Here is a 22,394-nt window from a genome sequence, read left to right as displayed (position 1 = left end):
GGTGCGAAACGGCGCCTACTTAAGCCATGAGCGGCGATTGCGCGATGCCCCGGCACGCCCCGAATCACGCCACGCTCAAGGAGTCCGGATGACCTCCCCCGCGGCGGCCGTGGCCGCCCCCTTCCGTCCCGCCGTGCCCCGCCCGAGGACCGAGCCGATGGGGCTGTTCAGCTTCCTGCGCGCGGCGCGCGCCAACCCGCTGACCACCTGGTACGAGGAGCACTTCGAGAAGCCGATCGTCACCGGCGAGGGGGCGCTCGGCCGCGTCACGGTGGTGAGCGAGCCCTCGGCGATCCGCCACGTGATGGTCGACAACGCCGCCAACTACCGCAAGGACGACCTGCAGCGCCGGGTGCTGGCGCCGGGCCTCGGCAACGGGCTGCTGACCGCGGAGGGCGACGAGTGGCGGTTGCAGCGGCGCACCCTCGCGCCGATCTTCTCGCCCCGCCACGTCGCCCGCTTCGAGGCACCGATGGCGGGGGCCGCCGCCCGCCTCGCCCGCCGGCTCAAGCGCCGGGACGGCCAGAGCGTCGATGCGGGCCTCGAGATGACCCGGGTCACCCTCGACGTGCTGGAACGCACGATCTTCACCCATGGCCTCGCCCGCGAGCCCGACGCGCTCGGGCGCGCGATCACCCGCTACTTCGAGGCGCTCGGGCCGATCGACCCCCTCGACGTGTTCGGCATGCCCGACTGGCTGCCGCGGATCGGCCGGCTCAAGGCGCGGCCGGCCTTACGCTTCTTCGCCGAGGTCGTGGACGAGCTGATCGAGCGCCGCCGCGCCCTCGTCGCCTCCGGCGAGGAGGCGCCGCACGACCTCCTGACACTCCTTCTCCAGGCGCAGGACCCGGAGACCGGCCGCGGCCTCTCCGACCTCGAGGTGCGGGCCAACATCGTCACCTTCATCGGCGCAGGCCACGAGACCACCGCCAACGCCCTGACCTGGACGCTCTACTGCCTGTCGCAGGACGAAACGGCGCGCGAGGCGGTCGAGGCCGAGATCGACGCGGCCTTCGCCCAAAACCCGGCCCCGGGCCTGGAGGCCCTGCCCCGCACCAAGGCGGCGTTGGAGGAGGCGATGCGCCTGTTTCCGCCGGTGCCGTTCATGAGCCGGCAGGCGCTGGCCGAGGACCGGATCGGCCGGATCAAGATCCCGCGCGGCTCGCTGGTGACGGTCGCCCCCTACGTGCTCCACCGCCACCGCCGGCTGTGGGACGAGCCCGACGCCTTCATCCCCGAGCGCTTCCTGCCGGAGAACCGTGCCCGGATCGACCGCTACGCCTACCTGCCGTTCGGGGCCGGCCCGCGGGTCTGCATCGGCGCGAGCTTCTCGGTGATGGAGGCGACCCTGGTGCTCGCCCACGTCCTGCACGCCGTGCGACTCGACCGGGCGCCGGAGGCCGGGCCGGTGGTGCCGCTGCACCGGGTGACGCTCCGGCCGCAGGACGGCCTGCGGATGCGGGTGACGGCGCGGGGGTGAGGCGCACCCGAGCCAGGCCAAACGCAAAGAGCCGTTCGGAGGCCGATGAAGACGGCGTCCGAACGGCTCTGATGGTGAATGCGAAGGGAGCGAGCGGGCCGGAACGCTACCGGCGGCTCGGCTCAGCTCTTCTTGCGGAACGCGTCCAGGCTGACGACGGACGCACCCTCCTGAGGGGCGTCGGTTCGTTCGGCGGCCTCGTCGGGCTTGGCCTCGCCGCCATCCGTCTCGTCGTTGCCCGCGCCGTCCTTGGCCTTGGCGTCGGCCTTGAGGTCGATCTTCGCGGCCGGCAGGATCTTGGGCACGTTGCTGCCGATCGCCGGGACCTTGGGCAGCGACTCGCTCGGCTCCGAGCCGGCGCCGCGGATCGCCCGCAGGGGCGAGGGAGCCGGGGTCGGGGCCGCGTCCTCGGCGGTCGCGGTGCCGTCGTTCAGCTCGAACTTGAGGCCGAACTGCACCGACGGATCGAAGAAGCCGGTCACCGCCTCGAACGGCACCAGCAGCCGCTCCGGCACGCCGGAGAAGGACAGGCCGACCTCGAAGGTGTGCTCGGTGACGCCGAGGTCCCAGAACTGGTGCTGGAGGACGATCGTCATGTCCTGCGGGTACTTTTCCCGCAGCCGCTGCGAGACCCGCACGCCGGGATAGTCGGTCCGGAACGAGACGTAGAAATGGTGCTCGCCGGCCAGGCCGTCGCGCGCCGCATCGCCCAGAACCTTGCGCACGACGTTGCGCAGGGCATCCTGCACCAGGAGATCGTAGCGAATCAGATCGTCTGCCATCAACCGTTGCCTGGCGCCGCATCGCTCGCGGGAAGAGAATTCGAAGTGGAGGCTTCTGTTGCCAGGTGCCTCCGAACCCCGCCTATTCGGTGCTACCCGGTAGGACTTCGTTTGGTATTGGGGACCGCTTACGCGGCCACCGCCACCGGAGCAAAGTTGTCGTTGGCAACTATTGCATTGGCCCGATAACGGCGGAACCATGCCGAGCGAAAGCTCAACCTTTACGCCCTCGTCGATCCTATTTCGCCCCCGCCGAAGCCCGAACCGAACGGGCCGTTCCGGGCTTGGGTGGAGGCGCCGGGTACCGCCCCCGGGTCCGATAGGTTTATTCCGAAGAACGTTTATCGCCATAGCCGGCCTCGCGACCGGCAAGGCGAATATAGGGGGTTCCGTGCCGCTTTTGAAGCCCGCCCCGCACCATTCTGCATCCGTTTCGCAAAGCGTGTCTCCGGCGCCCGGAAATGCTCCCCCGAACCCCGGCGGCGGACCCCGCCGGGCCTGGGCCGTCGCGGCGGCGATCCTGCGGGCGCTGCTGCTCCAGCTCGCCGCGTTCGGCCTCGTTCTCGGCGCGCTCGCCCTCGCCCGGCGCCTGCCGTCCCCGCCACCCGGCCTGCTGCCGTTCGCGGACCTGACCGGACCTGAGCGGGCGGCGCTCGCCCTCACGGTGCTGCCCCCGGCCGCCCTGGCGCTCCTCGTGCTGGCCGCCGCCCGGTTCTCCCCGGAGAGGATCGGCTTTGCCCGGCCGGCGCTGCCCCGGCGCGCGGTGCTCCTGCTGATTCTCTGGCCGCCGCTCCAGGTCGCCTGGACGGCGGGGCTCCTGCTCCTGTCGGGAGCGGTGCCGGTCCGGGCCTGGCGCCTGTCGCCGTTCCTCACCGGCGAGGTCTTCCTGGCCTGGACGCTGTGGCTGGTGATGCTGGCGCCGCTCGCCGAAGAGATGCTGTTTCGCGGCGACCTCTTCTCGCGCCTGCGCGCCCTCCTGCCGCCGGCCGCCACGGTCGCGGTCGGCGCCCTGGTCTTCGGGCTCTGCCACGCCGAGCGCGGCCTGCTCCAGCCGGTCTCGGTCCTGCCCCTCGGGGTGGCGCTCGGCGCGATGCGGCTGTGGACCGGCAGCCTGTGGCCCTGCATCGCGCTCCACGCGCTCAGCAACGGCGCCGTGGTGCTGGCGCGGGTGTGGAGCACCGGCTGAATCCGCCGCCGCGCGTCTCACGCCCGGGCCGGCGACGCGCTATCCTGCTCCATCACGCGGCCGGGCCGGGAACCGTTCCTCCACCGACGCATCGACACAGAGGGGTTTCTCGAGCGCCGCGCGGCGCCCCGAATCCTCGCTCCACGCGGAAGCCCGCCATGCGCCCCTACCACGCCCTCCTCCAGCGCATCCTCGACGACGGTGTCGAGAAGCAGGATCGGACCGGCACCGGCACCCTCTCGGTGTTCGGGCACCAGATGCGGTTCGACCTCGCCGAGGGGTTTCCCCTCGTGACGACGAAGCGGCTGCACCTGAAGTCGATCATCCACGAGCTCCTGTGGTTCCTCGCCGGCGACACCAACGTCGCCTACCTGCAGGCGAACGGGGTGACGATCTGGGACGAGTGGGCCGACGAGCACGGCGACCTCGGCCCGGTCTACGGCCGGCAGTGGCGATCGTGGGCGAAGCCCGACGGCGGCAGCGTCGACCAGATCGCCTGGGTGCTCGACGAGATCCGCCGCAACCCGGATTCGCGCCGCCTCGTCGTCTCGGCCTGGAACCCGGCCGACCTCGACCGGATGGCGCTCGCGCCCTGCCACTGCCTGTTCCAGTTCTACGTCGCCGACGGCCGGCTCTCGCTCCAGCTCTACCAGCGCTCCGCCGACGTGTTTCTCGGCGTGCCGTTCAACATCGCGTCCTACGCGCTCCTCACCCACATGATGGCGCAGGTGCTCGACCTCACCCCCGGCGACTTCGTCCACACGCTGGGCGACGCGCACCTCTATTCCAACCACGTCGCGCAGGCCCGCGAGCAGCTCTCCCGCGAGATCCGCCCGCTGCCGCGCCTGCACCTCGACCCGTCGGTGCGTTCGCTGTTCGACTACCGCTACGACGACATCGCCATCGAGGGCTACGACCCGCACCCGGCGATCAAGGCGCCGGTGGCCGTCTAGGATGTCCCCTCCCCTCGTCACCCTGATCGCCGCGGTCGCCAGGAACGGTGTCATCGGCCGCGACAACTCGCTGATCTGGCGCCTGCGCAGCGACCTCCGCCGCTTCCGCGCCCTCACCATGGGCAAGCCGGTGGTGATGGGCCGCAAGACCTGGGACTCGATCGGCCGGCCGCTGCCGGGGCGGAGGGTGATCGTGATGACCCGCGATCCCGCCTGGACGGCGCCCGGCGTGGAGCGGGCGACGAGTCTCGACGACGCCCTGCGGCTCGCCGGGCCGGTCGAGGAAGTGATGGTGGCGGGCGGCGGCGAGATCTACGCGCTGGCCATGGCACGGGCCGGCCGCATCCACCTCACCGAGGTCGATACGGCGCCGGACGGCGACGCGCGCTTCCCCGAGATCCCCGCCGATTTCCGCGAGGTCGCGTCCGAGGCCCACCCGTCCGGGCCGGAGGACGAGCACGCCTTCCGGTTCGCGACGCTGGAACGGCACGTCTGAGACGGTCCGGCCATCTCAATTCCCCGGGTGCGGCGATGGTACTCCCGCGGCGGCGCACGAACCTTGAGAATTGGAGCGGGACCGGAGGTTGCTTTCGCGTGGGGCTCGTCCGATATCGCAAGAGAGCGAGTACGAGAGTGATGCGAGTGCCGTGCGGGACGCGAGAGACAGCGCGGGGCGTGCCGGCCGGGAAAGGACGTGGGCGAGCATGCCTTGGAGCAATCAGAGCGGCGGTAGCGGCGGCGGCGGCAACGGGGGTGGTCCCTGGGGCAACCGCGGCGGCAATGGCGGCGGCCCCTGGGGCGGCGGCTCGGGCGGCGGTGGCGGCGGCGGCCCGTGGGGCGGCGGCGGGGGATCGGGCGGCGGCAACCAGCCGCCGGACCTCGAGGATCTGCTGCGTCGGAGCCAGGACCGCCTGCGCAACCTGATGCCCGGCGGCGGTTCGGTCGGCGCCAAGGGCGCGGCCCTGGCGGTGCTGGTCGTGCTGGCGCTCTGGCTGATGACCGGCTGGTACACGGTGCTGCCCAACCAGGTCGGCATCAACACGGTGTTCGGCCGCTACACCGGCCAGTCCGGCGAGGGCCTGCGCTACAACTTCCCCTACCCGATCGGCGCCGTGGTCAAGCCGAATGTCGGCGAGTCGCGCAGCATCCAGATCGGTTACCGCTCGGGCATCGGCGCCCAGCGCTCCCGGGACGTTCCCGAGGAGAGCCTGATGCTGACGGGCGACGACAACATCGTCGACATCGATTTCGACGTGCAGTGGCGCGTCAACCCGGCCAAGGCCGAGGACTTCGTGTTCAACCTGCAGAACCCCGAGGGCACCATCAAGTCGGTGGCCGAGAGCGCGATGCGCGAGGTGGTGGGCCGTCGCCAGATCCAGGCGATCCTGACCACCGAGCAGTCGAGCGTGGCGCAGGAGGTGCAGCAGATCATCCAGAAGGCGCTCGATTCCTACGGCGCCGGCGTGCTGATCAACGTGGTCCAGCTCCAGGGCGTGAGCCCGCCCGTCGAGGTGCGCCAGGCCTTCGTCGACGTGAACGCGGCCCAGCAGGACGCGGCCCGCGCCCGCAACGAGGCCGAAACCTATGCCAGCCGGATGGTGCCGGAGGCCCGCGGCCGCGCCGCGCAGGCGGTGCAGCAGGCCGAGGCGTTCAAGTCCCAGGCCACCGCCGAGGCGACCGGCCAGGCCCAGCGCTTCCGCGAGGTCTACGAATCCTACAAGCTCGCGCCCGCGGTCTCCCGCGAGCGCATGTTCCTCGACACGATGGAGAAGGTTCTGGGCGGCGTGAACAAGGTGATCATCGACCAGGGCGCCACGGCGGGCGCCGGCGCTGCCGCCGCCGGCGTGGTGCCGGTCCTGCCGCTGCAGGAATTCGCCACCCGTCCCGGCACCTCGGCCCAGGGGAGCGCCCGATGAACGGCAACGCCCTCCGCACCGGCCTCGTCGTCCTCGGCGCCCTCGTCCTGGTGGTGATCTACGCCTCGGCCTTCACGGTCGGGCAGACCCAGCAGGCCCTGGTGCTGCAGTTCGGCCGGGTGCGCACCGTGCTGAACCAGGCCGGCACCGACAAGCCGGGCCTGTACTTCAAGGTGCCGTTCCTCGAGAGCGTCACGATGTTCGAGAAGCGGCTGCTCGACCTCGACCTGCCGGTGCAGACCGTGCTGTCGGCCGACCGCCAGAACCTCGAGGTCGACGCCTTCGCCCGCTACAAGATCATCGATCCGCTGCGCTTCTACCAGGCGGTGAACAACATCCAGGTCGCCAACCAGCGCCTGGGCAGCTTCACCAACGCGGCGATGCGCAACGTGCTCGCCAGCGCCTCGCGGGACGCCATCGTGCGCACCCAGCGCGAAGCCCTGATGAACCGCATCCAGGAAGAGGTGAACCGGCAGGCGAAGAACCTCGGCATCGAGATCGTCGACCTGCGCCTGACCCGCGTCGACCTGCCGGCGGCGAACTCGCAGGCGGTCTACCAGCGGATGCGCACCGAGCGCGAGCGCGAGGCGGCGGACCTGCGCGCCAACGGCGCCCAGGTGGCGGCGACCATCAAGGCGCGGGCCGACCGCGACGTGACGGTCCTGCTCGCCGAGGCCAACCAGAAGGCGGACCAGCTCCGCGGCCAGGGCGAGGCGGACCGCAACCGCATCCTCGCCGAGGCCTTCGGCCAGGATCCGGACTTCTTCGCCTTCTATCGCTCGATGCAGGCCTACGAGAAGGGCCTGACCGGGCCCGACACGCGGCTGGTGATCAGCCCCGGCTCGGAGTTCTTCCGCTACTTCAACGACCCGCAGGGCCGGGCCCGGCCCGCCGCGGCCCCGGCCCCGGCACAAGCCGGCCAGTGATCGGCCGGAGCCCTGCGCGGGACCGGCTCGACCTGTGACGACATCCAGCGCCCCGCCTCGGCGGGGCGCATTTGCGTGTGACGGCGGCCGTACGGGCCGGCCGGGCGGCGGAGACGACACGAAGATGCGACCGCAGGGGGAAACGGAAGGGGCGCGACGCGCCTTGGGGAAACCGTGAAGGACCTCGCCGCGGCGCTCGGCCTCGCGCTCGCCATCGAGGGCCTGCTCTGCGCCGCCTTCCCGGGGGCGATGCGCCGGGCGATGCAGGAAGCCTCGCAATCCCCGATGGAGCGGATGCGCCTCGTCGGCCTCGTCTCGGCGGTGGCGGGCGTCGTCGTGGTCGGCGTGGTGCGCCTGCTCTTCGGCTGAGTTGTCGCGGGACTTGAACCGTTCCGCCGGGAGACGATCTTAAGGCACGCTCCCGGCTCCGCGCCGGGGCTGCCCGGGCCGCGCGGGCGGGACCGACGCGTCCCCGCGCCGGCCCGTGCCGTGACACCCTTGACGCCTATTGCCCAACGAGGTTCCCAAGATGGCCGCTTCCTCGCGCCGTAACTCCGCCTTCGCGAGACGGCGCCTGCCCGCCCTCGCCGGAGCGCTCCTGGCGCTCTCCGTCGGCACCGCGTCGCTGCCCGGCGTCGCCCTGGCCAAGGGGCCGGAATCGCTGGCCGACCTCGCCGACCAGGTGACGGATGCGGTGGTCAACATCTCGGCCTCGACCACCGTGGAGGCGCGCGGCCGTACCCTGCCGCAGCTGCCCCAGGGCACCCCGTTCGAGGACCTGTTCGAGGAGTTCTTCAACCGCCGCGGCCAGGGCGGCGGCGGCGGGGCCGAGAGCCAGCCGCGTGCGCCGCGCCGCTCGAACTCGCTCGGCTCGGGCTTCATCATCGACTCGTCCGGCATCGTCGTCACCAACAACCACGTCATCGGCGACGCCAACGACATCCAGGTGATCCTGCACGACGGCCGCAAGCTGAAGGCCGAGATCATCGGCAAGGATTCGAAGATCGACCTCGCGGTGCTGCGGGTGAAGCCCGATCCCGACCGGCCGCTGAAGTCCGTCCCGCTCGGCGATTCCGAGAAGATGCGCCCGGGCGACTGGGTGATCGCGATCGGCAACCCGTTCGGGTTGGGCGGCTCGGTCTCGGCCGGCATCGTCTCGGCGCGCGGCCGCAACATCGAGTCGGGCCCCTACGACAACTACATCCAGACCGACGCGGCCATCAACAAGGGCAACTCGGGCGGTCCGCTGTTCAACATGAACGGCGAGGTGATCGGCATCAACACCGCGATCCTGTCGCCGACCGGCGGCTCGGTCGGCATCGGCTTTGCCGTCCCCACCGCCACCGCCGGCCCGGTGATCGACCAGCTGCGGCAGTTCGGCGAGGTGCGCCGCGGCTGGCTCGGCGTGCGGATCCAGAACGTCGACGACACCACCGCGGAGGCGCTCGGCCTCAAGGGCGGCGGCCGCGGCGCGCTGATCGCCGGCGTCGACGACAAGGGCCCGGCCCGCACCGCCGGCCTCGAGGTCGGCGACGTGATCACCAAGTTCAACGGCGTCGACGTCAAGAGCTCGAGCGACCTGCCCCGCATCGTCGCCTCGACCCCGGTCGGCAAGGTCGTGGACGTGACCACGATCCGCAAGGGCCAGGAGCAGACCAAGCAGGTCACGCTCGGCCGCCTGGAGGATGGCGACAAGCCGCAGCAGCAGGCCGCCCTCAGCAAGCCGCAGCCCAACGCCGACGTCACCCGTCAGGCGCTCGGCCTGAACCTCTCGGGCCTGTCCGACGAGGGACGCAAGCGCTTCGGCGTCAAGGACAGCGTCAAGGGCGTGCTGGTCACCCGGGTCGACCCGAACTCCAACGCCGCCGACAAGCGCATCCAGCCCGGCGACGTGATCGTCGAGGTCGGCCAGGAGGCGGTGACCTCGCCCACCGACGTCACCCGGCGCATCGACCAGATCAAGAAGGACGGCCGCAAGTCGGCGCTGCTCCTCGTCGCCAACAAGGACGGCGAGGTGCGGTTCGTGGCGCTCAGCCTCGAGTAGCGGTGAGGGCGGCGGGCCCCCGTGCCCGCCGAACGCACGGCGCGTTCCGGCCTCGCTCCCGCCCGGCCGGACCGCCCCCTCCTCCCGTCTCGCAGACACGGAAAAGCCCGGGATCGTCCCCTCCCCGCAGGAAGGGACGATCCCGGGCTTTGCTGCGACCGGGGCCGTTCGCGCCGCCGGGCGAAGGCTCAGAAAATCAGGTCGCCGCGCGGGCCCGGACGGTGGCCTTCTTCGCCCGCGGCTTCGGGGCGGGCTTGGCGGCGACGACGGCCTCGGCCTCGGCCTCGCGGGCGAGGCGCAAGGCCTTCAGGCGGGCGGTGTTGTCGTCGCGGTTGCGTTCGGCGCTGGCGAGGTCGGCCCAGGCCTGCGCTGCCATTTCGGCCTGCATCTGGGCCCGAGCCGCGCGGGTCTCGGCCTGTCCGCGCGCAGTGCTGTCTTGGGTCGCCATGACGTCATCCCTCGTACGGGGCGCGGGCGAGCCGCGACCCCGGGGGGCGGCCGGGCCGAACGGGCCGCCGGGTGCGGCTCGCCCCCGGGCGCCACTTGGACATATGGGGCGCGGCCGCGATTTGTCACGCCGGCGCGCCGATTCGCCCCGGCGAGGACTGACAGCCGATCTTGCCCGGGCGGGTGTCCCCGACCAGGCCGGGCGGGGCCGCAGGCCGCGGGCTAATGGAGGCTCGGCGCGTCGGCCAAGGGTGCGTCGGCGGCCAGCGCCTCCGCGAAAGGGAATTCCAGCACCACCTCGCCGGCCTCGTCGGTCACCACCAGGATGGCGGCAAGCAGCCGGTCCTGGTTGCCGGATTGCGCCATCTTCGGATCCTGCACCATCGCGTGGATGATCGCGCGCGACGCCTCCCAGGCATGATCGGGATCGCGCAGCTCCTCGCCGTTCAGATCGGTGATGACGTCTTCGCCGATCTGCGTATTGAAGAAGTATCGCGGCATGGCTGATCCTGTCGTCTGCATCCGTCCTCTTCCTGCCCGGTCCGCTCCGCCGGCACCACCCCCCCGTCCGGTGGTGCAATGCCGAGCCGGGGCCGGGCCGCCGCGCGACCGGCCGGCCGGCGGACCCGTTCCGATCTCGCAAACGCAAAAATAATCCTCGTCCGAAAAGGGGGGCCGCTGCGATCGTAAGTCGGTGATCCGGCCACTTGCACGGAGCCTGCGATTCAGGTTTGCTGTGGTTCGGGAATCCGGCTGAACGCTAGGTCATCGAATACCGGCGTCGCTCGGCCCTCCCGTGGGAGCCCGAAACGTCCGATGTTGTGGCGCATCGTCAACTGGAGCCGCAAGGCCAGCCCGCCCGCTCTCATCGGGGGGTTCGACCCGGCCTATTACCTCCGCAAGAACCCGGACGTGGCGGCCGAGGGCTGCGACCCGTTCGAGCATTACCTGTATTTCGGCTGGCGCGAGGGGCGGGACCCCTCCGCCGAGTTCAGCACCAGCGGCTACCTCTCGGCCAACCCGGACGTGGCGCGGGCCGGCGTGAACCCGCTGCTGCATTACCGCGAGCACGGCCTGATGGAGCGCCGCCGCGGCTGGCAGAAGGCGGGCATGCTCTGACCGCCGGAGAGCCGCGCCCGGGGCCTCAGCTGCCCCGGTAGGTGCTGTAGGAATAGGGCGCGATCAGCAGGGGGACGTGGTAGTGGTCGAGGCCCGGCCGGACCACGAAGCGCACGGGCACGTCGTCCAGGAAGTCGCTGGCCCCGGCATCGCCGACACCCGCGAAATACGCACCGACCGCGAAGACCAGCTCGTAGATGCCCGGCTGCAGGGCCGGGCCGGCCAGAAGCGGCGCATCGCAGCGCCCGTCGACGTTGGTGACGGTGCGGGCGACCTCCTCCCGGCTGCCCTCGGCGAGGCGCCAGAGCCCGACCGCGACGCCCGCGGCCGGGCGGCCATGGGCGGTGTCGAGCACGTGGGTGGTCAGGCGCGGCGTCTCGGGCGACATGTCTGGGCCTCCGTCTCGGGCTCGTTCGGGGTGCCCGAGGCCTGCCCGGCGGTCAAGCACGGCTTGACCGGGCCGCGGCCGGGCCCGAGCATGGCCGCCCTCCCCGCCGGAGCCCCGCATGGCCACGCTTCTCCTGCGCAACGCCGCGCGCGTCGTCACCATGGATGCCGACCGGCGCGAGATCGCCGACGGGTTCGTGCTGATCGAGGACAACCGGATCGTCGCGGTCGGCGGCCCGGAGGCGCTGCCCGAGGGCGCCGACGCGGTGATAGACCTGCCCGGCCACGTCCTGATGCCCGGCCTCGTCAACACCCACCACCACATGTTCCAGTCGCTCACCCGCGCCGTGCCGGCGGCGCAGGACGCCGACCTGTTCGGCTGGCTGAAGGCGCTCTACCCGATCTGGGCCCGGCTCACGCCCGAGATGGTGCGGGTGTCGACGCAGGTCGCGATGGCCGAACTGATGCTGTCGGGCTGCACCACGTCGAGCGACCACCTCTACCTCTATCCCAACGGCTGCCGCCTCGACGACAGCATCGAAGCGGCGGATGAGATCGGCCTGCGCTTTCACGCCGCCCGCGGGGCGATGAGCCTCGGCGAGAGTGCCGGCGGCCTGCCGCCCGACGCCCTGGTCGAGGACGAGGCCGCGATCCTCGCCGATACAAGCCGCCTGATCGAGACCTGGCACGACCCCGCGCGCTACGCGATGCGCCGGATCGTGGTGGCGCCGTGCTCGCCCTTCTCGGTCGGCGAGGGCCTGATGCGGGATGCCGCCGCCCTCGCCCGGTCCTACGGGGTCTGCCTCCACACCCATCTCGCCGAGAACCAGGACGACGTCGCGTATAGCCGCGAACGATTCGGGAAGACGCCGGCCGAGTACGCCGCCGATCTCGGCTGGGTCGGGCCGGACGTCTGGCACGCCCACTGCGTCAAGCTCGACGAGGACGGGATCCGGCTGTTTGCCCGCACCGGCACCGGGGTGGCGCATTGCCCGTGCTCGAACATGCGGCTCGCCTCCGGCATCGCCCCGGTGCCGCGGATGCGCTGCGAAGGGGTTTCCGTCGGCCTTGGCGTCGACGGCTCGGCCTCGAACGATGCCGGCCACCTGCTCGGCGAGGCGCGCCAGGCGATGCTGCTCGCCCGAGTCGGCTACGGCCCGGCCGCGATGACCGCCCGGGAGGCCCTGGAGATCGCGACGCTCGGCGGCGCCAAGGTGCTCAGGCGCGACGATATCGGGGCGCTCGCCCCCGGCATGGCCGCCGATTGCGTCGCCTTCGAGCTGCGGGGGCTGTCCTCCGCCGGCGCCCTGCACGATCCGGTCGGGGCGCTGGTGTTCTGCGCACCGCCCGCGGTGGCGCTGAGCGTGATCAACGGGCGGATCGTGGTGCGGGACGGGCGGTTGCTGACGCTGGAGACGGAGCGGCTGGCGGAGCGGCACAATGGTCTCAGCCGGCGATTGGTGAACGGCGATTAGGCGCCCGGGTCGAGCGCCCAATCCACTGCCGCCTCGGCGTGGAGCGCCGTCGTGTCGAACAGCGGCACCGGGCTGTCCTCCGGCCGCACCAGCAGCATGATTTCCGTGCAGCCGAGGATGACGGCTTGCGCGCCCCGCGCGACCAGCCGGGCGATGACCGCCCGGTAGGCCTCGCGCGAGGCCGGCAACACCCGTCCCTGGACCAGTTCCTCGTAGATCACCCGGTGCACCTCCGCCCGGTCCCCGGCCTCGGGCACCAGCACGTCGAAGCCGTGGCGCGTCGCGAGGCGGCCCTTGTAGAAGTCCTGCTCCATGGTGAAGGCGGTGCCGAGCAGGCCCACCCGGGACAGGCCGGCGGCGCGGATGCGCTCCGCCGTCGGGTCGGCGATGTGCAGCAAGGGCAGGCCGATCGCGGCCTGCACCTCGTCGGCCATGCGGTGCATGGTGTTGGTGCAGATCAGCACGACATCGGCCCCGCCCCGCTCCAGCCGCCGGGCGGCATCGATCAGGGCGGCGGTCGCCTCGTCCCAGCGCCCGGCATGCTGCAGGGCTTCGATCTCGCCGAAGTCGAACGACCACATCAGGCAGCGCGCCGAGCGCAAGGACCCGAGGCGGGCCCGCACCGTCTCGTTGACGATGCGATAGTACTCGGCCGAGCTCTCCCAGCTCATCCCGCCGATCAGACCGATGACCTTCTGCTGCACCTCGGGGCCCGCTCCCGGTCGACGATGCGCCTCGGGCCGTCCACCGCCGGTCGTCCCGGCGGCGGAACCCACGCCGTCCTACTTCGCCAAAGCCGTCAGGATCCGCGCCCAGGAGCGCGTGCCCTTGTGGAAGCTCTGGAGGTCGTACTTCTCGTTCGGCGAGTGCACGCGGTCGTCGTCGAGACCGAAGCCGACGAGGAGCGTGTCGAGGCCCAGCGTGCGCTTGAAGTCGCCGACGATCGGGATCGAGCCGCCCGAGCCGATGGTCACCGGGGGCCGGCCCCATTCCTCGGCGAGCGCGCCCTTGGCGGCCTCCAGGGCCGGCATGCCGTGGGGGAGCGCCAGCGCCCGCGAGCCCTTGTGGGTGATCACCTCAACCGAGCAATCGGCCGGGATGCGGGCCGCGACGAAGGCGCGGAAGTTGCGGTCGAGCGCCTCCGGGTCCTGGTCGCCGACGAGGCGGAACGAGATCTTGGCGCTGGCCTTCGCGGCGATCACCGTCTTGGTGCCCTCGCCGGTATAGCCGCCGATGATGCCGTTGGCATCGCAGGTCGGGCGGGACTGGATCTGCTCGATCAGCATCCGGTCGCGCTCGCCGGCGGGCGTATTCAGGCCGACGGTGCCGAGGAAGTTCTCGGGGGTCAGGTCGAGGCCGCGCCACTGCTCCAGCACGTCGTCCGGCGTGTCGTGCACGCCGTCGTAGAAGCCCGGCACGGTCACCCGGCCCCGGTCGTCGTGCAGGTCGGCGATGATGCGCGAGAGCACCCGGATCGGGTTGGCGGCCGCGCCCCCGAACAGGCCCGAATGCAGGTCGCGGTCGGCGCACGCGACCGTGACCTCGAAATAGGCCAGCCCCCGCAGCGACGAGGTGATGGCCGGGGTGTCGCGGTCCCACATCCCGGTGTCGCAGACGAGCGCCACGTCGGCCTTCAGCTCGTCGCGGTTCTGCGCGACCCATTCGGGCAGGAACTTCGAGCCGTCCTCCTCCGCGCCCTCGATCAGCAGGGTGACGCCGACCGGCAGCTCGCCGTCGATCGCCTTGAAGGCCCGGCAGGCCTCGACGAAGGTCATCACCTGGCCCTTGTCATCGCAGGCGCCGCGCGCGCTGATCACCTTGCGGCCGTCCGCGAGCGTCGCCATGCGCGGCTCGAAGGGCGGCGTCTCCCACTCGTCCAGGGGATCGACCGGCTGCACGTCGTAATGGCCGTAGAACAGGACGTGGGGGGCACCGGGCTTGCGGTAATGCGCGAGCACCACCGGGTGACCGCCGGTCTCGCGCAACGAGACCTCGAAGCCCATGGCAGCGAGATCGCCCTTCAACCACTCCGCCGCCTTCCGGCACTCCGCCGCGTAGGCCGGATCGGTCGAGATCGACGGGATGCGCAGGAAGGCGAACAGCCGCTCCAGGGAATTGTCGAGGTCGCGGTCGATGTCGTCGAGGATCCGGTCAAGCGCGGCCATGCGGTGTCTCCGGTCTGCGTCAGGGCCCCGCGGGCCCGATCGTCACGGCGTCATCACTAGCCCAGCCGGAGAGCGGCCAGAAGCCGTGGGACGCGGCTTCCGGCGCATGGCCCGGGATACGCCCATGCGCCGTCCCACCGAGGCTCGTGCGACGCCAGTCCGCCCCACCTAACCCCCGGCGTTCGACCTTGGGGAACGCCCGCACCCTGGAACGGTTATCGGGTACGCCAGCCCGGGCGGAGTTGCGCGCCTCACCCGGCGCGCGCCGGCCCCGGGCTCCCCGTGTTTCGAGAAACGGTCACGCCCATGCTGAGCGACAGCGGCACCTCCGCCCGAACGGGCACGATCCCGATCACCCTCACGGTCAACGGGCAGGAGCGCCAGCTCCAGGTCGCGCCCTGGACCACGCTCCTCGACCTCCTGCGCGAGGAACTCGACCTCACCGGCACCAAGAAGGGCTGCGACCACGGCCAGTGCGGCGCCTGCACGGTGATCGTCGACGGCAAGCGGATCAATTCCTGCCTCGCCCTGGCGGTGCAGAAGGACGGGGCCGAGGTCACCACCGTGGAGGGCCTGTCGTCGGGCGCCCTCCACCCGGTCCAGGCCGCCTTCGTCGAGCACGACGCCTTCCAGTGCGGCTACTGCACGCCGGGCCAGATCATGTCGGCGGTGGCCCTGATCGAGGAGGGCCGGGCCCGCACCCGCGAGGAGATCCGCGAGCACATGAGCGGCAACATCTGCCGCTGCGGCGCCTATTCCAACATCGTCGACGCGGTCGAGGATGTCCTGAAGAGCAAGACCTCGTCGTTCAAGGAGGCCGCGGAATGAACCGGTTCGAGTATACCCGCGCCGGCACCGTCCAGGAGGCCGTGCAGGCGCTGGCCGCCGATCCCGCGGCGCGCTTCATCGCCGGGGGCACCAACCTCGTCGACCTGATGAAGTACAACGTCGAGCGGCCCGGCCGCATCGTCGACATCACCCGCCTGCCCCTCGACGAGATCGTCCAGCACGACGGCGGCCTGCGCCTCGGCGCGCTGGTGCCCAACGCCACGGTCGCCTACGACCCGCTGGTCAACGAGCGCTATCCCCTGCTCGCCAGCGCGCTGCTCGCCGGCGCCTCGCCGCAGCTGCGCAACGCCGCCACCACCGGCGGCAACCTGCTCCAGCGCACCCGCTGCTACTATTTCTACGACGAGGGCACGCCCTGCAACAAACGGGAGCCCGGCAGCGGCTGCCCGGCGATGACCGGGGTCAACCGCATCCACGCGATCCTGGGCGCCTCCGACACCTGCATCGCAACCCACCCCTCCGACATGTGCGTGGCGCTGGCCGCCCTCGATGCCACCGTGCAGGTCGAGGGTCCGAACGGCCGGAGAGCGATTCCCTTCGGCGAGTTCCACCGCCTGCCCGGCGACGAGCCGCAGCGCGACACCACCCTGCGCCACGGCGAGATCGTGCTCTCGGTCGACCTGCCGGACGAGGATTTCTCGAAGCACTACACCTACCTGAAGCTGCGCGACCGGCTGTCCTACGCCTTCGCCCTGGTCTCGGTGGCCGCCGCCCTCGAGATGGACGGCGACACGATCCGCACGGCGCGCCTGGCGCTCGGCGGCGTCGCCCACAGGCCCTGGCGCAACGCGGAAGCCGAGAGCCGCCTCCAGGGCAAGCCGGCGACCGAACAGACCTTCCGCGAGGCCGCCGACGTGATCCTGGCCGAGGCCCGGCCCTACGCCCACAACGCCTTCAAGGTCGAGCTGGCGCGGCGCGCCATCGTGCGGGGACTGTCTCAGGCCGCCGCCGGCACGCCGCAATCCCAGACCGACAAGCGCATCGCCTGAGGTAACCCATGGCCACCCCATCCCACTACGTCGGCACCGCCCGGAGCCGGCTCGACGGCCCCGCCAAGGTGACGGGCGCCGCCAAGTACGCCGCCGAGTTCACCGCCCCCGACCTCGCCCACGGCGTCGTCGTGTCGAGCGCCATCGCCAAGGGCCGCATCACGGCGATCGACACCACGGCCGCCGAGGCGGTGCCCGGGGTGATCAAGGTGTTCACCCACGAGAACCGGCCGCGCACCGCCTGGCTCGACTACAATTACCGCGATCAGGTCGCGCCCCCCGGCTCGCCGTTCCGGGCGCTGAACGGGCCCGAGATCGTCTATGGCGGCCAGCCGGTGGCGCTGGTGGTGGCGGAGAGCTTCGAGCTCGCCCGCCACGGCGCCAGCCTCGTCAAGGTGACCTACGCCGAGGAGGTACCGAACACCGATCTGGCGAAGAACCGCGACGCGGCCTACGTGCCGCCCAAGAAACGCTCCGGCATCAAGCCGCCGCCGGACCCGCGCGGCGATGCGGCCGGCGCCTACGACGCGGCCCCGATCCAGCTGCGCCACGAGTACAAGCAGGCGATCGAGCACCACAACCCGATGGAGCCGCACGCCTCGACGGTGGTGTACGAGGGCAAGGGCAAGCTCACCATCCACGACAAGATCCAGGGCGTGAACAACACCCAGGGTTACGTCTGCAGCGTGTTCGACCTGAAGCCCGACGACGTGCGGGTGATCACGCCCTACGTCGGCGGTGGCTTCGGCTCGGGCCTGCGGCCGCAATACCAGCTCTACCTCGCGGTCTCGGCCGCCCTCGACCTCGAGCGCTCGGTCCGGGTGGTGCTGACCCGCGACCAGATGTTCACCTTCGGCTACCGGCCCGAGACCTACCAGACGGTGGCGCTCGGCGCCGACAAGGACGGCCGGCTCCAGGCGCTCACCCACGACGCGGTGGCCGGGACCTCGACCTTCGAGGACTACCAGGAGGCGGTCGTCAACTGGTCGGGCCTGCTCTACCACTGCCCGAACGTCACCCTCGACTACAAGCTCGCCAAGATCGACACCTACACCCCGTCCGACATGCGGGCGCCGGGCGCGGTCACCGGCATCTTCGCCCTCGAATCGGCGATGGATGAGCTGGCCTACGCCACCGGCGTCGATCCGCTGGAATTGCGGCTGCGCAACTACGCCGAGAGCGACGAGGGCGAGGGCAAGGACTTCACCTCCAAGGCGCTGCGCGCCGCCTACGAGCAGGGCGCGCAACGCTTCGGCTGGTCGAAGCGCAAGGCGGAGCCGCGCTCGATGCGCGACGGGCGCGAGCTCGTCGGCTGGGGCATGGCCACCGGCGTGTGGGAGGCCATGATGATGCAGTCGAGCGCCAGCGCCACGCTCACGCCCGACGGCAAGCTCGAACTCGCCTGCTCCACCGCCGATCTCGGCACCGGCACCTACACGATCCTCGCCCAGATCGGCGCCGACGCCCTCGGCCTTGACCTCGACCACGTCACCACCCGGCTCGGCGACACCGCGCTCCCCGAGGCGCCGCTCGCCGGCGGCTCCTGGACCGCGGCCTCCTCGGGCGCGGCCGTGCAGGCGGCCTGCCGCACGGTGGCGGAAAAGCTCTTCGGCTACGCCCGCGGCATGGCCGATTCGCCGCTCGCCAACGCCGACTTCGCCCACGTCACCTTCGCGGGCGGCGAGATCCGGCTTCAGGGCGATCCCGCGCGAAAGGTCGGAATCGCCGCGGCGATGCGGGCCGGCGGCGTCGAGCGGGTCGAGGCGACCGAGAAGGTGAAGCCCAGCATGCTCACCAACATGCGCTTCTCGGCCTACACCCACTCGGCGGTCTTCGCCGAGGTGAAGATCGACGAGGATCTCGGCGTGGTGCGGGTGACCCGGGTGGTCAGCGCCATCGCGGCCGGCAAGATCCTCAACCTCAAGACCGCCCGCAGCCAGATCCTCGGCGGGGTGGTGATGGGGATCGGCGCGGCGCTCGAGGAGGAGTCGATGCTCGACCACACCCTCGGCCGGATCATGAACCACAATCTCGGCGAGTACCACGTGCCGGTGAACGCCGACATCCACGACATCGACGTGATCTTCGTCGACGAGCACGACGACAAGGTCAGCCCGCTCGGCGTCAAGGGGCTGGGCGAGATCGGCATCGTGGGCGCCGCGGCGGCAGTGGCGAACGCGGTGTTCCACGCCACCGGCAAGCGGATCCGCGAGCTGCCGATCACCATCGACAAGATCATCGCCTGACCCATCTCGACGGGTGAGGGTTTGCAAGGGGCGGGGCCTTCGGGCCTCGCCCTTCGCGTTTTTGCACGGGGAGTACCGCCCATGGACGTCAACAGCGTCGCCGCCGGCGAGGTCGAGATCACCTACGAGGCCTCGGGCCCCGACATGGGCCAGCCGGTCCTGCTGCTGCACGGCTGGCCGGACGATCCGCGCACCTTCGATCGCGTGGTGCCGCTCCTCAACGCCGCCGGCTGGCGCACCATCGTGCCCTACTGGCGCGGCTGCGGGCCGACCAAGTTCCTCGATGCCGCGACGCCCAGGACCGGCGAGCCGGCGGCGCTCGCCACCGACATCCTGGCCTTCATGGACGCCCTCGGCTTCTCGCGCCTGCCGGTGATCGGGCACGATTGGGGCGCGCGGGTCGCCTACCTCATCGCCGCCGCCCGGCCGCAGCGCGTCACCTCGATAACCGCCCTCTCGGTGCCCTGGGCGCCCGGCCGCCTCGGCGTGCCGCCGCTGCCGCAGGTGCGGGCCTTCTGGTACCAATGGTTCATGAACACCGAGCCGGGCGCCGCCTTCGTGCGCGAGAACCCGCTCGCCTTCGCCCGCGAGCAATGGGTGGCCTGGAGCCCGCCCGGCCCGTGGTTCACCGACGAGACCTTCTCGAAGACCGCGCCCTCGCTCCAGAACCCGGACTGGGCCGCAATCACCCTCAACTTCTACCGCTCGCGCTGGGGCGCCGACGCGCCCGACCCGCGCTTCGCGGAATTGCGGCAGGCGGCCGAGGAGGCCCGCAGCATCGACGTGCCGACCCTGGTAATCCACGGGGCCGCCGATACCTGCCTGCTGCCGGCCTCGTTCGAGGGCCAGAAGCAGTTCTTCACCGGCACCTACCGCCAGGTCGAGTTGGAGGGCGTCGGCCACTTCCCGACCCGCGAGGCGCCCGAGAAGGTCGCCGAGGCGCTGCTGGCGCATCTGGGCGAGGTCGGGGAGCATTGATGGGCGGCACGCCGGCTCGGCCCTCGTAGCTCCTGCCGTACGCCATCCTGATTCGCGTGGAGACCCGACGAGCGCGGGCCTCCCCATTTTCCGCCCGCGCAGGGCCGGCTCGAACGGCGCCCCGACGTCGACCGCGTCGCCCAGGATCGCTCGACCGAGCATCCCCGAGGCGCACGCCCCTCGGGCGCACCGGGTCGCCGATCGATGGTATTCTCGAAGCACCGCAGGATTCCGGCCGCCTGGTCCACGACATCATCGCGGCCGGCAGCATCTCCCAGGGGATGCCGAGCGCCGCACGAACAGGATGCAGGTCAGGGCGGCGCGATCGTCCAGCCGAGGACGCCCACCCTCCGGGCGAGGTGGGTGCGGTGGCAGAAGCGGGGCGATCGCAGTCCAGAGATCGTCGGGAAGAAGCGGGCGATCCCTACCAGACAACGCCCAACCGACCCGATCGAGCCGTTCTGTTAGGTGGTCTCATTGAGTGTGAGAGCGATGCGGCGCGGCGGTGAGGCCTACGCGATGGCTCTCATCCGACCCCTCTCCACCGAAGTCGAATGACCGCCGACGGCAACGGCATGGCAGGCATGCGCCATTCCCTCCTCGATTGGAGGCCGGGTCCGGTGACTCACCTGCGATCGAAACCTCTGTCGGACAACAGGCGCTTGCCGACAGGTGACGGGCCGCTCGGCCCTCGTACCGCCTCCTTCGGGCCCACCTCCGCAGGACATGCGGTTTCACCGCCAATCGATCCCCTCGGTGCCCGGCTTATCCCCTGGGCTTCGGCGCCGCCTTGCCCGCCTGTCCCGGCGGCTGGGCACAGCCGGCCTGCTTGCCCTTGGCGCTGTCGTCCTTGCCGCCCGGCACGAACATCGCCGAAACACGACCGCCCGCGACCGGGTCCATGTTCGCCCGGCCGGTATTCATGTCGTAGACGAGGCGCGAGCCGCGGGTGACGTTCTGGCACTGGCTCAGCACCACGTTGCCGGTGAGCACGACGCGGTTCGCCACCCGGTCGAACACCGCGTTGTCGCCGCTCGCCACCTGGTCCTTCGACACCACCGTGACCGGGCCGGCGCAGACCACCTGGCGGATCGCGCTGCCGTCGGTGGGATCGGACGATTTTTCGGGTTTCTCGACCTTGGGCTCGGGCTTCGCCTCGACCTTCACGGCCTTCTCGACGGGCTTGGCATCCGGGGGCTGGGTGAGGGAGGCCTTGGCGTCGGGCTTGGCCTCGGGCGCCTTCGCCTCCGCCTTGCCCTTCGGCTCCTTCTCCTTGCGCTGGTAGTGCACGGTCATGCTGGAGCAGCGGATGGTGCTCTCGCCCTGCACCGCCACGACGTTGCCGGCGAAGATCGCCTTGTTCTCGCGGTCGAACACGTCGAGGCGGTCGGCGTCGATCTTGATCGGCTCCTTGCCGCCGCCGCTGCCGAAGGCGCCGAAGCCGGAGCCCGCCTCCTTCTTCTTGGTGGCGGGTGCGGCCGGGGTCTCGGCCCGCGGGACGGAGGGCAGGGCGAGCGTCGCGAGGGTGAGGCAGCCGAGCGCCGCGAGGGCCGGGAGACGGGGCACGGGCTCAATCGTCCTTGATCTGGGCCTCGGTGGTCCGCAGCGGCGGATCCTGCTCCGAGGTCTCGGAAGGGGCGTGGTTGGAGAAGACCGCCTTGACGTTGCCGACGAACGAGATGGTCTTGCCGCTCTCGGTCACCTCGAGGCCGTCGGACCGGATCGAGCCGGTCGGCATCGTGACGGTGACGGCCTCGCGCGAGGACATCGCGCCGGCCTTGAAGTCGACATGGGCCGAGGTGAGGCGCGCCTCCTGGCCCTTGTCGGTCCAGAGGCGGATATGCTGGCTCAGCTCCAGCGCCTCCTTCTGGGTGTCGAAGATGCCGGCCGTCGCCTCGATATGGGCGAGCCCCCCCGACTCGTCGGTGGTGAGGCGCCCGAGCATGTTCTGCAATTCGATGACGAAGGGCTTGCGCACGTCCTGGAGCGCGGCCTTCGCGGTGACCACGTACGGGCGGTTGTCCTTCGAGCGGTAGCCCGAGAGGCGCGGGCTCTCCATCGTCACCTTCGAGCCCGAGACGCCGATCGAGCCGAGGCTGACCGAGACGCCGAGATCGGCGAACGGGTTGAGCCAGGTGCCGACCACGATGGCCAGCCCGGCCGCGCCCGCGCCGAGGGGGATCGCGCGGCGCAGCCAGCGCACCTGGGCGCTGTGCCGGCGGGCGCGGGTATGGGCGCGCAGGCGCCGGGAATCGAGGGCCGGGCCGGCCGGGGACGGGACCGCGTCGAGCAAGGTTGTGGCCACCTGCGTCATGCCGAGACCCGGGCGGGGTGCGCGGGACACGCCCCACCCCTGCCCCGGTCCGGTGTCGAAGTTATGGCCGGAAGGTTAACAGAACGGCCAGGCTTCTGTCTCGGCCCAGTGTCTCACGACACTCCCGTCGGGCCACCG

22 protein-coding genes, 1 other RNA gene and 1 pseudogene are annotated in these 22,394 nt (G+C 71.3%); 14 read left to right on the top strand and 10 right to left on the bottom strand.

The genetic code is table 11. The annotated features are described in order from the left end of the window. The first annotated feature begins 88 nt into the window (after positions 1–88). Positions 89–1,480 carry a cytochrome P450 gene (locus tag V3T34_RS20180; RefSeq protein ID WP_305078251.1) on the top strand — a complete coding sequence of 464 codons (1,392 nt, stop codon included), beginning with the start codon at positions 89–91 and terminating at the stop codon, positions 1,478–1,480. A 122-nt stretch (positions 1,481–1,602) separates the two neighbouring features. Here the strand turns inward: V3T34_RS20180 and V3T34_RS20175 are convergent, their stop codons facing one another. Together V3T34_RS20175 and ssrA are read right to left on the bottom strand one after the other, a co-directional pair. Next, the gene (locus tag V3T34_RS20175; RefSeq protein ID WP_060850663.1) at positions 1,603–2,262 is read right to left on the bottom strand and encodes an SspB family protein; all 660 of its coding nucleotides are present in this window, start codon (positions 2,260–2,262) and stop codon (positions 1,603–1,605) included. 44 nt (positions 2,263–2,306) lie between these two features. Further along, positions 2,307–2,671: a transfer-messenger RNA gene (ssrA, locus tag V3T34_RS20170) on the bottom strand. Positions 2,672–2,704: 33 nt separating this feature from the next. On the opposite strand from ssrA, the gene V3T34_RS20165 reads away from it, so the two are divergent. The 7 genes from V3T34_RS20165 to V3T34_RS20135 all read left to right on the top strand — a co-directional run bounded on the left by V3T34_RS20165 (position 2,705) and on the right by V3T34_RS20135 (position 9,287). After that, a complete protein-coding gene (locus tag V3T34_RS20165; RefSeq protein WP_305078252.1) occupies positions 2,705–3,448 on the top strand; it encodes a CPBP family intramembrane glutamic endopeptidase in 744 nt (247 codons plus the stop codon). Between the two features lie 158 nt (positions 3,449–3,606). After that, on the top strand, positions 3,607–4,401 hold the full coding sequence (locus tag V3T34_RS20160) for a thymidylate synthase (protein ID WP_091889351.1): 795 nt from the start codon (positions 3,607–3,609) through the stop codon (positions 4,399–4,401). Position 4,402: 1 nt separating this feature from the next. Next, positions 4,403–4,897, top strand: a complete 495-nt coding sequence (locus tag V3T34_RS20155) for a dihydrofolate reductase (RefSeq protein WP_305078253.1) — start codon at positions 4,403–4,405, stop codon at positions 4,895–4,897. 208 nt (positions 4,898–5,105) lie between these two features. Beyond that, a complete protein-coding gene (gene hflK, locus V3T34_RS20150) occupies positions 5,106–6,317 on the top strand; it encodes an FtsH protease activity modulator HflK (RefSeq protein WP_060850667.1) in 1,212 nt (403 codons plus the stop codon). Further along, the gene (hflC, locus tag V3T34_RS20145; protein WP_060850668.1) at positions 6,314–7,243 is read left to right on the top strand and encodes a protease modulator HflC; all 930 of its coding nucleotides are present in this window, start codon (positions 6,314–6,316) and stop codon (positions 7,241–7,243) included. The genes hflK and hflC overlap by 4 nt, the downstream gene beginning before the upstream one ends. Positions 7,244–7,417: 174 nt before the next feature. Next, entirely contained in the window at positions 7,418–7,612 is a 195-nt protein-coding gene (locus tag V3T34_RS20140; RefSeq protein ID WP_060850669.1) for a DUF2065 family protein, read from the top strand. 160 nt (positions 7,613–7,772) lie between these two features. Next, positions 7,773–9,287, top strand: a complete 1,515-nt coding sequence (locus tag V3T34_RS20135) for a Do family serine endopeptidase (protein ID WP_305078254.1) — start codon at positions 7,773–7,775, stop codon at positions 9,285–9,287. Positions 9,288–9,483: 196 nt separating this feature from the next. On the opposite strand, the gene V3T34_RS20130 is transcribed toward V3T34_RS20135, so the two are convergent. After that, positions 9,484–9,735, bottom strand: coding sequence for a hypothetical protein (locus V3T34_RS20130; RefSeq protein ID WP_060850671.1), 252 nt, complete (start codon positions 9,733–9,735; stop codon positions 9,484–9,486). 221 nt (positions 9,736–9,956) lie between these two features. Next, complete coding sequence (locus tag V3T34_RS20125; RefSeq protein WP_060850672.1) at positions 9,957–10,235, bottom strand: DUF6894 family protein; 279 nt, start codon at positions 10,233–10,235, stop codon at positions 9,957–9,959. 315 nt (positions 10,236–10,550) lie between these two features. Between V3T34_RS20125 and V3T34_RS20120 the strand changes: the two genes are divergently transcribed. After that, a complete protein-coding gene (locus V3T34_RS20120) occupies positions 10,551–10,853 on the top strand; it encodes a hypothetical protein (RefSeq protein WP_060850673.1) in 303 nt (100 codons plus the stop codon). A gap of 25 nt (positions 10,854–10,878) precedes the next feature. Here the strand turns inward: V3T34_RS20120 and uraH are convergent, their stop codons facing one another. Further along, the gene (uraH, locus tag V3T34_RS20115; RefSeq protein ID WP_305078255.1) at positions 10,879–11,241 is read right to left on the bottom strand and encodes a hydroxyisourate hydrolase; all 363 of its coding nucleotides are present in this window, start codon (positions 11,239–11,241) and stop codon (positions 10,879–10,881) included. 118 nt (positions 11,242–11,359) lie between these two features. Here uraH and V3T34_RS20110 point away from each other — a divergent pair, with 118 nt between their 5' ends. Next, positions 11,360–12,715: an 8-oxoguanine deaminase gene (locus V3T34_RS20110; RefSeq protein WP_305078256.1), complete on the top strand. Its 1,356-nt coding sequence runs from the start codon at positions 11,360–11,362 to the stop codon at positions 12,713–12,715. On the opposite strand, the gene V3T34_RS20105 is transcribed toward V3T34_RS20110, so the two are convergent. Both V3T34_RS20105 and V3T34_RS20100 read right to left on the bottom strand, forming a co-directional pair. Beyond that, the gene (locus V3T34_RS20105; protein WP_305078257.1) at positions 12,712–13,419 is read right to left on the bottom strand and encodes an aspartate/glutamate racemase family protein; all 708 of its coding nucleotides are present in this window, start codon (positions 13,417–13,419) and stop codon (positions 12,712–12,714) included. The two genes, V3T34_RS20110 and V3T34_RS20105, sit on opposite strands and share 4 nt — an antisense overlap. Before the next feature lie 78 nt (positions 13,420–13,497). Beyond that, positions 13,498–14,880 (bottom strand): M20/M25/M40 family metallo-hydrolase, encoded by a 1,383-nt coding sequence (locus V3T34_RS20100; protein ID WP_305078258.1) that lies wholly within the window; start codon positions 14,878–14,880, stop codon positions 13,498–13,500. A gap of 306 nt (positions 14,881–15,186) precedes the next feature. Here V3T34_RS20100 and V3T34_RS20095 point away from each other — a divergent pair, with 306 nt between their 5' ends. From V3T34_RS20095 to V3T34_RS20080, 4 genes are all read left to right on the top strand, one after another. Continuing rightward, positions 15,187–15,708: a (2Fe-2S)-binding protein gene (locus tag V3T34_RS20095; protein WP_305078259.1), complete on the top strand. Its 522-nt coding sequence runs from the start codon at positions 15,187–15,189 to the stop codon at positions 15,706–15,708. Beyond that, positions 15,705–16,718 carry an FAD binding domain-containing protein gene (locus tag V3T34_RS20090; RefSeq protein ID WP_305078260.1) on the top strand — a complete coding sequence of 338 codons (1,014 nt, stop codon included), beginning with the start codon at positions 15,705–15,707 and terminating at the stop codon, positions 16,716–16,718. Before V3T34_RS20095 ends, V3T34_RS20090 begins: the two co-directional genes overlap by 4 nt. Positions 16,719–16,726: 8 nt before the next feature. Continuing rightward, the gene (locus V3T34_RS20085) at positions 16,727–18,964 is read left to right on the top strand and encodes a xanthine dehydrogenase family protein molybdopterin-binding subunit (RefSeq protein WP_305078261.1); all 2,238 of its coding nucleotides are present in this window, start codon (positions 16,727–16,729) and stop codon (positions 18,962–18,964) included. Between the two features lie 81 nt (positions 18,965–19,045). Further along, positions 19,046–19,942 (top strand): alpha/beta fold hydrolase, encoded by an 897-nt coding sequence (locus V3T34_RS20080; protein ID WP_305078262.1) that lies wholly within the window; start codon positions 19,046–19,048, stop codon positions 19,940–19,942. A 253-nt stretch (positions 19,943–20,195) separates the two neighbouring features. On the opposite strand, the pseudogene V3T34_RS20075 reads toward V3T34_RS20080, so the two are convergent. The 3 genes and pseudogenes from V3T34_RS20075 to lptC form a co-directional block, all read right to left on the bottom strand. Further along, a pseudogene (locus tag V3T34_RS20075) lies at positions 20,196–20,377 on the bottom strand (transposase); the annotation flags it as partial. A 330-nt stretch (positions 20,378–20,707) separates the two neighbouring features. Further along, positions 20,708–21,508 carry an LptA/OstA family protein gene (locus tag V3T34_RS20070; RefSeq protein WP_060850681.1) on the bottom strand — a complete coding sequence of 267 codons (801 nt, stop codon included), beginning with the start codon at positions 21,506–21,508 and terminating at the stop codon, positions 20,708–20,710. Positions 21,509–21,512: 4 nt separating this feature from the next. Next, a complete protein-coding gene (gene lptC, locus V3T34_RS20065) occupies positions 21,513–22,247 on the bottom strand; it encodes an LPS export ABC transporter periplasmic protein LptC (protein ID WP_244533677.1) in 735 nt (244 codons plus the stop codon). Between the last annotated feature and the right edge of the window lie 147 nt (positions 22,248–22,394).

Origin of the sequence: Methylobacterium ajmalii (genome assembly GCF_036448855.1) — a bacterium.
Lineage (GTDB): Bacteria > Pseudomonadota > Alphaproteobacteria > Rhizobiales > Beijerinckiaceae > Methylobacterium > Methylobacterium ajmalii.
This window is presented reverse-complemented; position numbering and strand designations above follow the sequence as displayed.